The sequence below is a fragment of the Microbacterium sp. Yaish 1 genome (genome assembly GCF_002245215.1).
In the GTDB taxonomy this organism is placed as follows: Bacteria; Actinomycetota; Actinomycetes; order Actinomycetales; family Microbacteriaceae; genus Microbacterium.
On record NZ_NPMR01000002.1, the window covers coordinates 414,911 to 430,356 of the forward strand.

At 70.7% G+C, this 15,446-nt stretch carries 12 protein-coding genes; 3 read left to right on the forward strand and 9 right to left on the reverse strand.

What is annotated here, in order from left to right:
* Positions 1-3: 3 nt before the first annotated feature.
* From dinB to gatC, 4 genes are all read right to left on the reverse strand, one after another.
* Positions 4-1,263, reverse strand: a complete 1,260-nt coding sequence (gene dinB / locus CI089_RS11035) for a DNA polymerase IV (protein ID WP_094261623.1) — start codon at positions 1,261-1,263, stop codon at positions 4-6.
* Between the two features lie 121 nt (positions 1,264-1,384).
* Positions 1,385-2,902: an Asp-tRNA(Asn)/Glu-tRNA(Gln) amidotransferase subunit GatB gene (gatB, locus tag CI089_RS11040; RefSeq protein ID WP_094261624.1), complete on the reverse strand. Its 1,518-nt coding sequence runs from the start codon at positions 2,900-2,902 to the stop codon at positions 1,385-1,387.
* On the reverse strand, positions 2,902-4,404 hold the full coding sequence (gene gatA / locus CI089_RS11045) for an Asp-tRNA(Asn)/Glu-tRNA(Gln) amidotransferase subunit GatA (RefSeq protein ID WP_373441598.1): 1,503 nt from the start codon (positions 4,402-4,404) through the stop codon (positions 2,902-2,904). Before gatA ends, gatB begins: the two co-directional genes overlap by 1 nt.
* A 5-nt stretch (positions 4,405-4,409) precedes the next feature.
* The gene (gatC, locus tag CI089_RS11050; protein ID WP_064956622.1) at positions 4,410-4,709 is read right to left on the reverse strand and encodes an Asp-tRNA(Asn)/Glu-tRNA(Gln) amidotransferase subunit GatC; all 300 of its coding nucleotides are present in this window, start codon (positions 4,707-4,709) and stop codon (positions 4,410-4,412) included.
* A 52-nt stretch (positions 4,710-4,761) separates the two neighbouring features.
* Here gatC and CI089_RS11055 point away from each other — a divergent pair, with 52 nt between their 5' ends.
* Entirely contained in the window at positions 4,762-6,459 is a 1,698-nt protein-coding gene (locus CI089_RS11055; RefSeq protein ID WP_094261626.1) for a long-chain-fatty-acid--CoA ligase, read from the forward strand.
* A 14-nt stretch (positions 6,460-6,473) separates the two neighbouring features.
* On the opposite strand, the gene CI089_RS11060 is transcribed toward CI089_RS11055, so the two are convergent.
* The 3 genes from CI089_RS11060 to CI089_RS11070 all read right to left on the reverse strand — a co-directional run bounded on the left by CI089_RS11060 (position 6,474) and on the right by CI089_RS11070 (position 10,029).
* Positions 6,474-6,965, reverse strand: coding sequence for a DUF4262 domain-containing protein (locus CI089_RS11060; protein ID WP_094261627.1), 492 nt, complete (start codon positions 6,963-6,965; stop codon positions 6,474-6,476).
* Positions 6,966-7,032: 67 nt separating this feature from the next.
* Positions 7,033-9,345: an NAD-dependent DNA ligase LigA gene (gene ligA, locus CI089_RS11065; RefSeq protein ID WP_094261628.1), complete on the reverse strand. Its 2,313-nt coding sequence runs from the start codon at positions 9,343-9,345 to the stop codon at positions 7,033-7,035.
* A 9-nt stretch (positions 9,346-9,354) separates the two neighbouring features.
* Positions 9,355-10,029, reverse strand: a complete 675-nt coding sequence (locus CI089_RS11070) for a DUF4166 domain-containing protein (protein ID WP_256977830.1) — start codon at positions 10,027-10,029, stop codon at positions 9,355-9,357.
* 25 nt (positions 10,030-10,054) lie between these two features.
* Here CI089_RS11070 and CI089_RS11075 point away from each other — a divergent pair, with 25 nt between their 5' ends.
* Positions 10,055-11,071 (forward strand): epimerase, encoded by a 1,017-nt coding sequence (locus tag CI089_RS11075; RefSeq protein ID WP_218823038.1) that lies wholly within the window; start codon positions 10,055-10,057, stop codon positions 11,069-11,071.
* Here CI089_RS11075 and mnmA read toward each other — a convergent pair.
* Positions 11,028-12,125, reverse strand: coding sequence for a tRNA 2-thiouridine(34) synthase MnmA (gene mnmA, locus CI089_RS11080; protein ID WP_094261630.1), 1,098 nt, complete (start codon positions 12,123-12,125; stop codon positions 11,028-11,030). The genes CI089_RS11075 and mnmA overlap by 44 nt on opposite strands.
* 9 nt (positions 12,126-12,134) lie before the next feature.
* Positions 12,135-13,322 (reverse strand): cysteine desulfurase family protein, encoded by a 1,188-nt coding sequence (locus CI089_RS11085; protein WP_094261631.1) that lies wholly within the window; start codon positions 13,320-13,322, stop codon positions 12,135-12,137.
* A 44-nt stretch (positions 13,323-13,366) separates the two neighbouring features.
* On the opposite strand from CI089_RS11085, the gene glgX reads away from it, so the two are divergent.
* The gene (gene glgX / locus CI089_RS11090) at positions 13,367-15,436 is read left to right on the forward strand and encodes a glycogen debranching protein GlgX (RefSeq protein WP_094261632.1); all 2,070 of its coding nucleotides are present in this window, start codon (positions 13,367-13,369) and stop codon (positions 15,434-15,436) included.
* The last annotated feature ends 10 nt before the right edge of the window (positions 15,437-15,446 follow it).

Sequence of the window (15,446 nt, forward strand, 5' to 3'; positions counted from 1 at the left end):
GTATCAGTGGTCGTGGCCGGGCCGGGGATTGGTCGGCATGGCACCGACATCGCGGCGAGGTCCGAGCACGCTCGCTCGCGTCACGGCGCCCCGGCCGAAACGGGCCCGGGCTCCGTCGAGCGCGTCGTCGACGCGCCGCCATTCCTCGTCGTCGTCCCAGAGCGTCAGGCCGCCCGTGCCGTCTGGACGCAGCTTCTCCGCGCGGACCCCGATGAGTCTCACCGGCTGCGACAGCTCGACCGTCGAGAGCAGCTCGATCGCCGCCGACCCGATGCGTTGCCCGACATTCGTCGCCAGGGGCAAGGCCTGCGAGCGCGAGTACGTCGAGAAGTCGCTCAGGCGGACCTTGATCGATACGGTCCCGGCCTCCCAGCCACCCGCGCGAAGCCGCGCGCCGACGCGGTCGGCCAGACGCCTCAGCTCGGATCGGAGCACCGTGAGGTCGGCGACGTCATGCGAGAACGTCTCCTCGTGCGAGACGCTCTTCTCCGCCCGCTCGGTCTGCACCTGGCGCGCATCGTGTCCGCGCGAGAGGTGCCACACGCGCTCGCCCATGGCCGGCCCGAGCGCTCGATCGAGGACGGGCCTCGGCGTGTCCCAGACGTCGGCGACCGTCCGGATGCCGCGCGCGAGGAGCGCGTCTGCCGCCTTCGGCCCGACACCCCACAGGGCGCCGACCGGCCGGCCGCCGAGGAAGCGGAGCGTCTGATCCTCGGCGACGACAAGCAGACCGTCGGGCTTGGAGATCGTCGACGCCATCTTCGCGACGTGCTTGGTCGCCGCGACTCCGACGCTGCAGGTGAGGCCGGTCTCGCTCAGCACGCGCGCGCGGATGAGCTGTGCGATCTCGCGTGGGCTCCCCCAGAGCCGACGAGCGCCGCTCACGTCGAGGAACGCCTCGTCGATCGACAGCGGCTCGACCAACGGCGTGATCGATCGGAAGACCTCCATCACGCGCTGCGAGAGCTCGGTATAGCGCTCGAACCTCGTCGGGACCACGATTGCCTGCGGGCACAGCTGCAGGGCGCGTGCGACCGGCATCGCCGACCGGACGCCGAAGCGCCGCGCTTCGTACGAGGCGCTCGAGACGACGCCCCGGCGCTCGACACCGCCGACGATGATCGGCTTGCCTGCGAGGGACGGATCATCCAGCACCGCGACGGCCGCGTAGAAGGCATCCATGTCGACATGGAGGATGCGCGTCCCCGTGTCGTCCGCGTCCGGCGGCGACACGATGCGTCCCGTCCCGTCGCCGCGTCCCATGCCTCTATTCTCGCCTGTGCCGCCGACACCGGAGCCGTCGTCCGACGACATGGCGGCGCCGCCGGCCCTCGTCGGACGAGGACGCCGGCGGCGCCGCCTGTGGTGTGCGTAGACGCGTCGTTTACTGCGCAGCGCGCTCGAGGATCAGCTCGCGCACGCGCGCGGCGTCGGCCTGACCCTTCATGGCCTTCATGACCGCGCCGATCACCGCTCCCGCAGCCTGCACCTTGCCGTCCTTGATCTTCGCCAGGACGTCCGGCTGAGCGGCGAGGGCGTCGTCGATCGCGGCGATCAGAGCGCCGTCGTCCGACACCACAGCCAAGCCGCGCGAATCCACGACCTCCTGGGGCGAGCCTTCGCCGTCGATCACGCCCTCGAGCACCTGACGAGCCAGCTTGTCGGTCAGCGTCCCAGCATCCACGAGCTTCTGCAGCGCCGCCACGTCGGCGGGCGAGACGAGCGCCTGCGGCTCGGCTCCACGCGCGTTCGCGACGCGCGTGATCTCGCCGGTCCACCACTTGCGGGCCGAAGCGGGCGATGCCCCCGCGGCGACCGTCGCGTCGACCTCGGCGAGCAGACCGCCGTTGACGACGTCCTGGAACTCGAGGTCGGTGAAGCCCCATTCGCCCTGCAGCCGGCGCCGACGGGCGGCGGGCGGCTCGGGAAGGGCCGCGCGGAGCTCGTCGATCAGCTCGGGCGACGGCGCGACCGGCAGCAGATCCGGCTCCGGGAAGTACCGGTAGTCGTCGGCGTCGGACTTCGGACGCCCCGGCGACGTCGTCCCGGTGTCCTCGTGCCAGTGCCGGGTCTCCTGCGTGATGGTGCCGCCCTCAGCGAGGATGGCGGCCTGACGCTGGATCTCGTACCGCACGGCACGCTCGACGGAGCGCATCGAGTTGACGTTCTTCGTCTCGGTGCGCGTGCCGAGCTTCTCCTGACCCCGAGGACGAAGCGACACGTTCGCGTCGCACCGCAGATTGCCGCGCTCGAGGCGGGCCTCCGAGATACCCAGGCCGATGACGATGTCGCGGATCGTGCGGACGTAGGCTTTCGCGATCTCCGGCGCACGGTGCTCAGCGCCGAAGATCGGCTTGGTCACGATCTCCACGAGCGGCACCCCGGCCCGATTGTAGTCGACCAGCGAGAACTCGGCGCCCTGGATCCGACCGGCGGCGCCGCCCATGTGGGTGAGCTTGCCGGCGTCCTCCTCCATGTGGGCCCGCTCGATGTCGACGGTGACGGTGGTGCCGTCGGACAGCTCCACCTCGACCGCGCCCTCGAACGCGATCGGCTCGTCGTACTGCGAGATCTGGTAGTTCTTGCCGAGGTCCGGGTAGAAGTAGTTCTTCCGCGCGAAGCGGCTCGAGGGCGCGATCGAGCAGCCGAGCGCGAGGCCCAGGCTGATCGACGACCGGATCGCCGTCTCGTTCACGACAGGGAGCGCCCCGGGCAGACCCATGTCGACCGGCGCGACGAGGGTGTTCGGAGCTGCGCCGTGGTTGTCGGGGTGAGCCGGGTTCGCAGCCGGCGAGAACATCTTCGTGCGCGTGTTGAGCTCGACGTGCACCTCGAAGCCGAGCACGGGCTCGAAGAGCTCCAGCGCCTTGTCGAAGTCCATCAGTGCGACCTTGGCAGCCATCAGCGTGCCCCTCCCAGGATCGGTGCGCGGTCGAGCAGCGGGCCGCCCCAGCTGTCGACGAGCAGGGTCTCGAGCGCGGCGCCCACACGGTACAGCTGTGCATCCTGGCGCGCAGGCGCGATGAACTGGATGCCGACCGGAAGGCCGTCGTCATCCGATAGCCCCGACGGAATGGAGATCCCCGGGACCCCGGCGAGGTTGACGGGGATGGTCGTCACGTCGTTCAGGTACATCTGCAGGGGATCGTCGATCTGCTCGCCGAGCCGGAACGCGGTCGTGGGGGCCGACGGGGTCGCGATGACGTCGACCTGCGCGAACGCCTCGTCGAAATCGCGCTGGATGAGCGTCCGCACCTTCTGGGCGCTGCCGTAGTAGGCGTCGTAGTAGCCGGCCGACAGGGCGTAGGTTCCGAGGATGATGCGGCGCTTGACCTCGTCGCCGAAGCCGGCTTCGCGGGTCGCCGACATGACGTCCTCGACGGTGCCGCCGGGCACGTCGACGCGAAGTCCGAACCGCACCGAGTCGAACTTGGCGAGGTTGCTCGACGCCTCGGCCGGCAGGATCAGGTAGTACGCCGCGACTCCGTACTCGAAGTGCGGCGCGCTGATCTCGACGATCTCCGCGCCCTGCGCCTCCATCGCCGCCAACGACGCGCGGAACGACGCACTGACGCCGGGCTGGAAGCCCACGTCGGCGAGCTCGCGGATAACGCCGACCTTGAGCCCGCGCAGCACGTCTCCCCGCGCGCCCTCGCGCGCTGCCGCGGCGAACGAGGGCCACTGGTCCGCGAGCGACGTCGAGTCGTGCGGGTCGTGGCCGCCGATGACGTCGTGCAGGAGAGCCGAGTCGAGAACGGTGCGCGAGACGGGACCGACCTGGTCGAGGCTCGAGGCGAGCGCGATGGAGCCGTAGCGGCTGACGCCGCCGTACGTCGGCTTCACCCCGACCGTGCCCGTGACGTGCGCGGGCTGACGGATCGAGCCGCCGGTGTCGGATCCGAGCGCGAGCGGCGCCTCGAACGCCGCGACAGCGGCGGCGGAACCGCCCCCGGAGCCGCCCGGGATGCGGTCGAGGTCCCACGGGTTGCGGGTCGGCCCGTACGCGGAGTGCTCCGTCGAGGAGCCCATCGCGAACTCGTCCATGTTCGTCTTGCCGAGCGGAACCAGTCCCGCGGCACGGGCGCGCGCGACGACCGTCGCGTCGTACGGCGACATGAAGCCCTCGAGGATCCTCGACCCGCTCGTCGACGGCATGTCCGTGGTGACGAGCACGTCTTTGATCGCGAGGGGGACGCCCGCCAGCTCGCCGAGCTCCTCACCGGCAGCGCGGCGAGCGTCGATCTCGCCCGCCACCTGCAGGGCGCGGTCGGAGACGTGCAGGAACGCGTGGACGTCGCCATCGACCGCAGCGATGCGGTCGAGGTGCGCCTGCGTCACCTCGACACTGCTGACGCTGCCGTCGGCCAGGCGCGCAGCGAGCTCGGCCGCGCTGGAACGGATCATGTCGCTCACTGCTCCTCCCCCAAGATCGCGGTGACGCGGAAACGGTCGTCAGCGCGTTCGGGCGCGTTCCGGAGCACCTGCTCGACCGAGAGCATCTCGCCGGGGACGTCCTCGCGGAAGACGTTCTCCAGAGCGATCGGGTGGCTCGTCGCCGGGACATCCGGGGTCGCCACCTCCGACACCTTCGCGATGTTGTCGACGATCGCGTCGAGCTGACCCGTGAGACGCTCGACCTCCTCGTCGTTCAGCTGGATCCGGGCGAGCACGCCGAGGTGGCGCACGAGATCGGGGGTGATTTCAGACACCCCATGATTCTAGTTGGGGGCCGATCGCCCGCGAGACCCGTAGGGTGTCAGCGTGACGACCTACGACCCGCCACGTCCCTGGATCGCCAGCTACGCCGACGGGGTGCCGGAGGACCTCCCGCCCATGGAGGGCTCGCTCGTCGACATCGTCGCGACGTCCGCACGCGAGCATCCCGACGCCCCTGCCCTGGAGTTCTTCGGCCGCACGGTCTCGTACCAGCAGCTGCAGGACCGGATCGAACGAGCGGCGGCATACCTGCGGGATGCCGGTGTGCGCCGCGGTGACCGGGTGGCGATCGTGCTGCCCAACTGCCCGCAGCACATCGTGGCCTTCTACGCCGTTCTGCGCCTGGGGGCCGTCGTCATCGAGCACAACCCGCTCTACACGCCGCGTGAAATGCGTAAGCAGTTCGAGGACCACGGCGCGAAAGTCGCCATCGTCTGGAGCAAGCTCGTCTCGGTGCTGCTCGACTTCCCCGACGATCTCGCGCTCAACGCCGTGATCGCCGTCGACATCACCACGGCCATGCCGTTCCACATGCGGGCGGCGCTCCGCCTGCCCATCGCCAAGGCGCGGGAGTCGCGCGAGGCGCTCACCTCTCCCGTGGCCCGCAATCGCGTGCACGGATTCTGGTCGGATGCCGAACGGCACGACCCCCTGCCGGCGAGCCACGTGGGTCCGACCACGGGCGATCTCGCGCTCATCCAGTACACCAGCGGCACGACCGGCAACCCCAAGGGAGCGGCGCTCACGCATCGCAACCTCCTGGCGAACGCGGCCCAGGCGCAGGCGTGGACCCCGACGATCGAGCGCGGCGCGGGTTGCGTCGTGTACGCGGTGCTGCCGATGTTCCACGCGTACGGCCTGACCCTCTGCCTCACGTTCGCGATGTCGATGGGTGCGCGGCTCGTCCTCTTCCCGAAGTTCGATCCGGCCCTCGTGCTCGCGGTGCACAAGCGTCATCCGGCCACTCTCCTGCCGCTGGTGCCGCCGATCGCCGAGCGGTTGCTTGCGGCCGCCGATGCCGCGGGCGTATCGCTCGCGGGCACGCGAGTCGCGATCTCCGGGGCGATGGCCCTCCCCCACGAGCTCGTCGTCCCGTTCGAGGCCTCGACGGGCGGATACCTCGTCGAGGGATACGGGCTGTCGGAATGCTCCCCCGTCCTGATGGCCAATCCCGTGGCCGAGAACCGTGTCCCCGGCACCGTCGGCCTGCCGCTTCCCGGCACGGAGTGCCGCGTCGTGGACCCGGACGAACCGACACGCGACGTCGAGCCCGGCGGGCGGGGCGAACTGCTGGTCCGCGGCCCCCAGGTGTTCACCGGTTACTACGGCAAGCCCGAGGAGACCGAGAAGGTCTTCGTCGACGGCTGGTTCCGCACGGGCGACATCGTGACGATCGACGAGGCGGGGTTCGTGCGGATCGTCGACCGGATCAAGGAACTCATCATCACCGGCGGCTTCAACGTCGCACCGACCGAGGTCGAGATCGCGCTGCGTCAGCACCCGCAGATCGCCGACGCCGCCGTCGTCGGGCTCCCCAGCGAGCACTCGGGCGAGGACGTGGTGGCCGCGGTGGTCGCCGCCCCCGGGGCGACGATCGACGAGACCGACGTGAGGGACTTCTGCCGCGGCATCCTGACGCCCTACAAGGTGCCGCGTCGGGTGGTCGTCGTCGACGAGCTGCCGAAGTCGATGATCGGCAAGGTGCTGCGCCGCCAGGTCCGCGATCGGCTCCTCGCGGGCTGATTCCGGTCGTTCGCTCAGGCGCGGAAGGTGCCCGGCTCCGGCTGTAGCCAGCGCGGCCGGCTGTATCCCTCGTCCCAGGGGAAGCGACCCTCGATGTCGTCGTAGATCAGCTGCAAGGCCGGGACCGAGGCGAACGGCGGCCGGTCGTAGTAGGAGTTGGCCGAGAACAGCACCTCGCCGGGGTTCGGGACCTCCGCGACGCTCACGCGATGCGCCCAGCCGGGGAATGACAGGACCTCGCCGACGGTGAGATCCGATCCGGCCCGCACACGGGCCGCAACGTCGTTGATGACAGCACCCGCATTCGCGTCATTCAATCCGAAGACGAGGACCTCGGGATGACCGAGGCCGAACAAGCCGATCGAGTAGGCGAAGCTCGGCTGGCGGCGCGGCGGGTCGCCGATGACATACTCGGCGGCGATACCGTAACGCCGTATGGTCTCGGTGACGCGGCGGTGCTCCTGATCGAGCCAGGCGATCTCCTGCGGCGTGAGCTGATCTGACATGCGGCCTCCTTGTGATCGTCGTCACTGTAGGTCGGGCCGCGGACACCCGCGCTGAGTCATCCCCTGTTCAGGAATCGAGGGCCGCCGGTCCCTGCTCGACGAGGAGGCGGAACTGCGCGGCATCGATGATCCGCACCCCGAGCTGCTCGGCCTTCGCGAGTTTGGATCCGGCGCCCGGCCCCGCCGCGACGAAATCGGTCTTCTTCGAGACGGACGACCCGGCTTTGCCGCCGGCGGCGAGGATGGCCTCCTGTGCCCCTTCGCGGGTGTACCCCTCGAGTGATCCCGTCGCCACGACCGTGATGCCCTCGAGGACTCCGCCCTCGACGACCGCGGCACCGGGTCCGGGGTGCCCCGGCACTTCGAGCCGTGCCCCGGCGGCTTCCCATCGTTCGACGATCTCGCGGTGCCAGTCGACCTCGAACCAATCGATCAGAGAGTCCGCGATGATGCCGCCCACGCCCTCGACGGCCGCGAGCTCGTCCCGCGTGGCAGCGCGGATCGCTGCGATCGAGCCGAACCACTGCGCGAGGGCACGCGCCGCGACGGGACCGACGTGGCGGATGCTGAGTGCGACGAGGAACCGCCACAGCTCCTTGGTCTTGGCCTTCTCGAGTTCGTCGAGGAGCTTGAGCGCCTGCGCGGACGGTTGCGGGCCGGTCAGCCCGTCCCTCTTCTCGGCGGCCGAGGGGTTGCGGCGGAACGGGGCGCGCCGCACCGGGTCGCCCGTCTTCTCGTCGACGCGAGGCTCGCCCGTCTCGGAGTCGCGGACGATGACCTCGATCGGCACGAGCTGGTCGAGGGTCAGCTCGAACAGCGCAGCCTCGGTCACCAGCGGCGGGGTGGCGTCGCCCAGCGGTTGCGTGAGGGCGGCTGCCGTGACCTCGCCGAGCGCCTCGATGTCGAGGGCGCCGCGAGACCCGACGTGCTCGACACGACCACGCACCTGCGCCGGGCAGGAGCGCGCGTTCGGGCAGCGGAGGTCGATGTCGCCCTCCTTGGCGGGGCGCAACGGCGACCCGCACTCGGGGCAGTTCGCGGGCATGACGAAGGGGCGCTCGGTCCCGTCGCGCAGCTCGACCACGGGTCCGAGCACCTCCGGGATGACGTCGCCCGCCTTCCGCAGCACGACGGTGTCGCCGATGAGAACGCCCTTCGCCCGGACGACGTCCTGGTTGTGCAGCGTGGCCTGCCGCACGACGCTGCCCGCGACGCGGGCCGGCGCCATCACGGCGAAGGGCGTGGCCCGGCCGGTACGGCCGACCGACACGACGATGTCGAGCAGCTTGGTGTTGACCTGCTCGGGCGGGTACTTGTAGGCGATCGCCCATCGGGGTGCGCGGCTGGTCGCGCCCAGCTCGTCATGCAGCGCCAGCTCATCGATCTTGACGACGACGCCGTCGAGCTCGTGCTCGACGCTATGGCGGTTCTCGCCGTAGTGGGCGACGTAGCCGAGCACGCCCTCGATGCTCTCGTGGGTCTGCGAGTGCGGGCTGACGGGCAGACCCCACTCGGCCAGCAGCGCGTAGATCTCGCTCTGCGACGACACCGGCGGATTCTGCCACGCGCCGATGCCGTGCACGTAGAGCCGGAGTGAACGGACGCGGGCCTCCGACGCTTCGAGCTCGAGGCCCGTCTTCTTGTCGAGCTGCTGGCGCAGGCCTCCGCTCGCGGCGTTGCGCGGGTTGGCGAAGGCCGGGAACCGGCGTTCGGCGCTGATGCGAGCGCGCTCCTCGTCGAATGCGCGGGAACGGGAGCGTGCCTCCTCGACCGCACGATCGCGCATCTCGGCCTGGAGCGCGTTGAGCTGGGCGAACTCGGCGACGGGGATGAAGATCTCGCCGCGTACCTCGACGATCGCCGGGTGCCCGTCTCCCGCTAGTCGCTCGGGGATGCCGCTCACCCGGAGCGCGTTCACGGTGACGTCCTCGCCGACGCGCCCGTCGCCCCGTGTCGCAGCGGACGTCAGGACGCCGTTCTCGTAGCGCAGGCTGATCGCGAGTCCGTCGATCTTGAGCTCCGACAGCCAGCGCACCGGACGCCCAGCCGCCGCCGCTGCTTTGACGCACCAATCGGTCAGCTCTTCAGGTGAGAAGACGTTGTCGAGGCTCAGCATCCGCTCGGCGTGCGTCACGGGCGCGAACAGTGTCGACTCGGCGGCGCCGACCGTCTGGGTGGGCGAGTCCTGCGACTGCAGTTCCGGATGCAGCCTCTCGAGCTCGTCAAGACGCCGCATCCACGCGTCGTAGGTCGCATCGTCGACGACCTCGGCATCGCGTCCGTAGTAGGCGTCGCGCGCTGCGGTGATCCGCTCGATCAGGTCGCGGGATTCTGCGCGCGCCTCGTCGAGGGTGATCTCGGGGAGTTCTCCGTCTGCCACCTCGTCAGTCTAGGCAGGGGGTACGACGCCGCGGACGGGGTTCCCGTCGCCCGGCTGGATGCGGTACGTGAACGAGCCGCGGTACCGGAAGATCTCGCCCACGAGACACGCCCGCACCCTGACGTCCACCCGTTGCGCCGCGGCATCGTCTGGGTCGGCCGTCTCGACGACCGTGACCGCCGCCACCGGCGGAAGCGGCACGCGCACGGCGCCGCAGCGCACGGCGAGGCCCACGGACCGCAACCGCATCCCGGTGGGACCGGCCTCGGCACGCAGCCGAACCTCCAACCCGCCGCGACGGCCGAGGCGGTCGATGATCTCCCCCGCGCGCGGGCTGGTCATCGCGTCCACCATCCGACGTCGTGCGCCGTCGAAGAAGAAGTCGCGCTCGCCACGGAGCGTGCCGTCGCGCTGGGGCGTGTTCGTGATCGCGAACGGTACGTCGGTGCCCGCCTCGGGGAACATCACGCCGTGCGGCGCCAACAGGCGCATCGCGGGCCGCAGCCAGCGCGGCCCGCGATATCCCGCCTCGTCGTAGACGCCCCGTCCGCGGCCCACGCCCCCGGCGGGTATCGGGCCGAAGTAGGTCCGCAGCACGGGAGGCATCCGCAGAAGATCCGCTCCGAGCGCGCGCTCGTAGATCGAGCGTCGATCCTCCCGCGTCGCTGCGTCGGTACTGAACATGTTCAGAACCTACTACGATGACGTCATGACCGACACCCCACGCCGCGCCGTCGTCGCCGGCGCGTCCGGCTTCATCGGCACCGAGATCGTCGACGCCCTGACAGCGGACGGCTACACCGTCGACACGATCGGGCGTACGGCGGAGACCACGTGGCAGGACACCGGCGCCATCGACCGTCTCGTGGACGGCGCAGACATCCTGGTCAACCTCGCGGGCAGATCGGTGGACTGTCGCTACACGGACCACAACCGCGACGAGATCCTGCGCTCCCGCGTGGCGACGACGCAGACACTCTCCGGCGCCGTCCGTCGCGCCGCGGTCCCCCCGCGGCTGTGGATCAACGCGTCGACGGCGACGATCTACCGTCACGCGGTCGACCGCCCGAACTCCGAATCCGCCGGAGAGCTCGGAACGGGGTTCTCGGTCGACGTCGCGCGGGCCTGGGAGGCCGCGTTCTTCGGCGAGGATCTTCCCGGAACACGCCGCGTCGCCCTCCGAATGGCCATCGTGCTGGGCGCCGGGCCCGCCACCGCCATGCTGCTGACGCTCGCGCGCCTGGGCCTCGGTGGCGCGCAGATCGACGGTCCGATCATCCCGCACCGCCGCTATCGCGGCATCGGCGATCAGCCGACCGGGAGCACCGCACCCTGGTATCGCACGCGTGGGCGACAGCGTTTCAGCTGGGTGCACATCGACGATGTCGTGGGCGCGCTGCGGTGGGTCGACACGCACGAGGACCTCGCGGGGGTCGTCAACGTCGCGAGCCCGCACGCCTCGGACAACCGCACCCTCATGCGAGAGCTCCGCTCGATCGTCGGCATGCCGTTCGGCATCCCCTCGTGGAGGTGGATGCTCGAACCGGCGATGTGGCTCCTGCGCACCGAACCGGAACTCGTGCTGAAGAGCCGCTGGGTCGTTCCCGAGCGCCTCGTCGACACGGGATACCGGTTCCGCTACACCGAGCTGGCTGACGCCCTCCGCGTCGCCGCCGGATCGATCAGGCGTCGACCGGGACGGCCGAGACGGTCCGGTCGATCGTGAACTGTCCGAGCACGCGCGATCCCTCGTAGATCACGGCCGTCTGCCCCGGAGCCACACCGTCGAACGGCGTGTCGGGGATGACCACGATCTCGTTCTCGGTGATCTCGGCTCGCGCCGGGACCGGGTCGGCGTGCGCCCGGATCTGTGCTTCGCAGTCGAAGACGCGCTCGGACGGCGCCCGCCCTGCCCAGGTGAACCGGCCGCCCGCGATCTCGGCGGTCGCCAGCGCCTCCTTCGGACCCACCACGACACGGTTGTCGACCGGTCGCACCTCGAGCACGAAGCGGGGCTTGCCATCCGGCGCCGGAACACCCAGCTGCAGCCCACGGCGCTGACCCACGGTGAACGCGTGAGCGCCCTCGTGACGCCCGACGACCGCTCCGGTGCGATCGACGATCTCGCCGGCCTCCGCCCCGACCTTCTCGGCGAGCCACCCGCGGGTGTCGCCGTCGGGGATGAAGCAGATGTCGTGACTGTCGGGCTTCTGCGCCACCGTCAGACCGCGCTCGGCCGCCTCCGCGCGCACCTCCGCCTTCGAGGGCGTCGACCCGAGGGGGAAGTACGTGTGGGCGAGCTGCTCCGCGGTGAGCACGCCGAGCACATACGACTGGTCCTTCGTGGCATCCGACGCGCGATGAAGCTCGCGCCCCTCGGGACCGTCGACCAGGAGGGCGTAGTGACCGGTGCAGACCGCATCGAAGCCGAGCTCGATCGCGCGTTCGAGGAGCGCCGCGAACTTGATCTTCTCGTTGCAGCGCATGCAGGGGTTCGGCGTCCGGCCGGCGCGGTACTCCGAGACGAAGTCATCGATGACGTCGTCTCGGAATCGCTCGGAGAAGTCCCAGACGTAGAAGGGGATGCCGAGCAGATCGGCGGCCCGGCGAGCATCCATCGCGTCCTCGATCGTGCAGCAGCCGCGGCTGCCGGCGCGCAGGGTGCCGCCGGCGCGCGAGAGCGCGAGGTGCACGCCGACCACGTCGTGTCCGGCGTCGACGGCTCGGGCCGCAGCGACCGCCGAGTCGACGCCGCCGCTCATCGCCGCCAGTACTCGCATCACTCCAGTCTAGGTGCGGCTCGCACGCCCGGCTCGGGCGGCGACCGCACGCCGGTGGACCTCGGGGAGGGCGGCCAGGAAGGCATCGACGTCCGCTTGCGTGCTCGTGCGGCCGAGGGTCAGACGCAGCACGGCGCGCGCGTCGTCCGCCTCCCGTCCCAGCGCGAGCACGACGTGCGACGGCTCGGTGACGCCCGCCTGGCACGCCGAACCGGTCGACACCGCGATCCCGGCGGTGTCGAACAGGAACAGCAGGGTCTCGCCGATCGTGCCCGGGAAGAGCACGTGCACGTTGCCCGGCAGCCGGTCGTGGAGGTCGCCCAGGATCTCGGCCGAGGGGACGAGCGAGCGGATGCCATCGATGAGGCGGTCGCGAAGGCCCTCGAGCCGGACCGCCTCCCGCACGCGCTCGGCTTCGGCGTTCCCGAGCGCCGCGGCGAATGCCGCCGCACCCGCGACGTCCGGGGTGCCCGCGCGCAGCCCCCGCTGCTGACCGCCGCCGTGGGCGAGCGGCGTCAGCTGCGCGTGGCGCGACACGACGAGGGCACCGGTGCCCACGGGAGCGCCGACCTTGTGGCCGGACACCGACATCGTCACCAGGCCGTGCGGCGCGGAGCCTGCGTCCCGCCAGGCGGCGAAGTCGAGGGGGACGCTCCCGAGCGCCGCGACCGCATCCAGGTGCAACGGCACCGCCGCGTCGCGCGCCGCCCGGGCCAGGGCGGCCGCGTCGTTGCGCGTCCCCACCTCGTTGTTGGCGACGAGGGCGGTCGCCAGGGCAGCCCCGGGCAGCGCCTCGGCGAACACCGCGGGATCGATGCGGCCGACGTGATCGAGGCCGACGGGGCGCACCGCGGCGCCCCATCGCGCCGCGAGCCAGGCGACCGCATCGACCGTCGCGTGATGCTCGCCGTCGGGCAGCACGATCGGCCCCGTGGCGGGACCCTCGGCGGCGAGCCAGAGGCCCTTGACGGCCAGATTGATCGCCTCGGTCCCGCCCGATGTGAAGACGACCTCGATCGGCTCGCAGCCGAGCGCCGCGGCGACGGCATCCCGCGCATCCTCCAGGAGGCGACGAGCGGCTTGACCCGCGCCGTGCACGGACGAGGCGTTGCCGAGGGTCTCCTGCGCCGAGAGCCAGGCGTCGCGCGCTTCCGGTCGGAGCGCGGTCGTCGCCGCATGATCGAGATAGACGACCATCCCACCTCCTCGGGCGTTCACCGTCGCTCATTACTGTAGATCGCATGCCCGACAGCACCCGCCCGGCCGGACTGCACGACCCCCGCTTCACCGATCTCGGCGTGACCCTCCGTGATGACGGCGGCACGATCCGCGTCTGGTCCGAGCGGGCGACGTCGATCGACGTCGTGCTGTTCGACGACGACGACCTCGACTGGGCCGTCGACGAGCGGCCGCTCTCCCCCATCGGCGGGGGCGTCTGGGAGGCCGACATCGAGACGCTGCGCGCCGGTGTCCGTTACGCCCTGCGCGTCGACGGTCCCCACGGACCGGGCGACGTCTTCAACCCGCAGACTCTCCTGCTCGACCCCTACGGGCGGGGCATCGTCTCCGGCGCCCCGGGCGACCACCGCTCGGTCGCCGTGGATCCCGCATTCGATTGGGGCGGAATCGGCAAGCCACGCGTGCCACGCGATCGGACGGTCATCTACGAGGCGCACGTGAAGGGGCTGACGAAGCGGCATCCCGACATCCCGCCGGCGCTGCACGGCACGTACGCCGGACTCGGTCACCCCGCCATGATCGACCACTTCCTCTCGCTCGGCGTGACGAGCGTCGAGCTGCTGCCGATCCACGCGTTCGAGAGCGAGCCGCGTCTGCTCGCGCTCGGTTTGGCCAACTACTGGGGCTACAACACCCTCGGGTACTTCGCCCCGCACGCCGCATATGCGACGCAGGACGCCCGTCGCAGCGGCCCCACCGCCGTCCTGAAGGAGATCAAGCGCACGGTGCGGGCCCTCCACGCCGCCGGCATCGAGGTCATCCTGGATGTCGTCTACAACCACACCGCCGAACTGGAGCTGGGCGGGCCGCGGTCGAGCTTCCGCGGAATCGACAATCGTGCCTATTACCGACAGCACGACGACGGCGCGTACATCGACGTGACCGGATGCGGCAACGCCGTCGACACCTCGACGGACGCCGCGGCCCGGCTCGTCCTCGATTCGCTGCGGTACTGGAGTCAGGAGGTGCAGATCGACGGGTTCCGCTTCGATCTCGCCGTCACGCTCGGTCGCGACGCCCAGCACGTCTTCGATCCCGAGCATCCCTTGCTGCGGGCGATCGCCGAGGACCCGGTGCTGCGCGACGACAAGATCATCGCCGAGCCCTGGGATGTCGGACTCGGCGGATGGCACACCGGCGGCTTCGGCGACGGATGGCAGGAGTGGAACGACCGGTACCGCGACGGTGTCCGCAACTTCTGGCTCAGCGACATCGACTATCTGCGACGCGCCGGCACCTCGCCGGCGGGCGTAGGAGGTCTCGCCACCCACCTCGCCGGATCGGCGCCGTTGTTCGGCCCGGAGCGCGGCCCGCTGGCTGGAGTGAACTTCATCACGGCGCACGACGGCTTCACGCTGCGCGACCTCGTGTCGTACGACGTCAAGCACAACGATGCCAACGGCGAGGAGGGCAGGGACGGCGCCGAGACGAACCGGTCGTTCAATCACGGCGCGGAGGGCGAGACCTCGCTCGAGCACATCGTCTCCGCGCGACGCCGCGCCGTCCGCAACCTCGTCGGAACACTGCTGCTGTCCGCCGGCGTGCCGATGCTGACGGCGGGTGACGAGATGGGCCGCACCCAGCTCGGCAACAACAACGCCTACTGCCACGACAGCGCCCTGACCTGGCTCGACTGGCAGCTCGCCGACTGGCAGGTCGACCTGCTCGCGCACGTGCGGACGCTGACGCGGCTGCGCGCCGAGAACCCCGCGCTCCGCCCCGTACGATACGCGGACCCGGACGCCGAGGTCCCCGAGGCGTCGGTCATGCACTGGTTCGACGCTCACGGAGAGCCGATGACGGAGGCGACGTGGACCGATCCGGAGCAGCGCACCCTGCAGTACGTCGCGACCTCGACGCCGGCCCACGAACCCGACAACCGCGTGCTCATCGTCATTCACGGGCGAGAAGATGACGCCGAGGTCGTGCTGCCCGCCGTCGGCTCGGCATCCTCGTTCGTCACGCTGTGGTCGAGCGCAGACGAGCGACCGCTCGAGAACGGCGCACGATTGGCCCCGGGCGACCGTCTGGCCGTGTCGGGACCGACGCTGCTTTTGCTCAGAGCCGAGTAAGGCGCAAGCC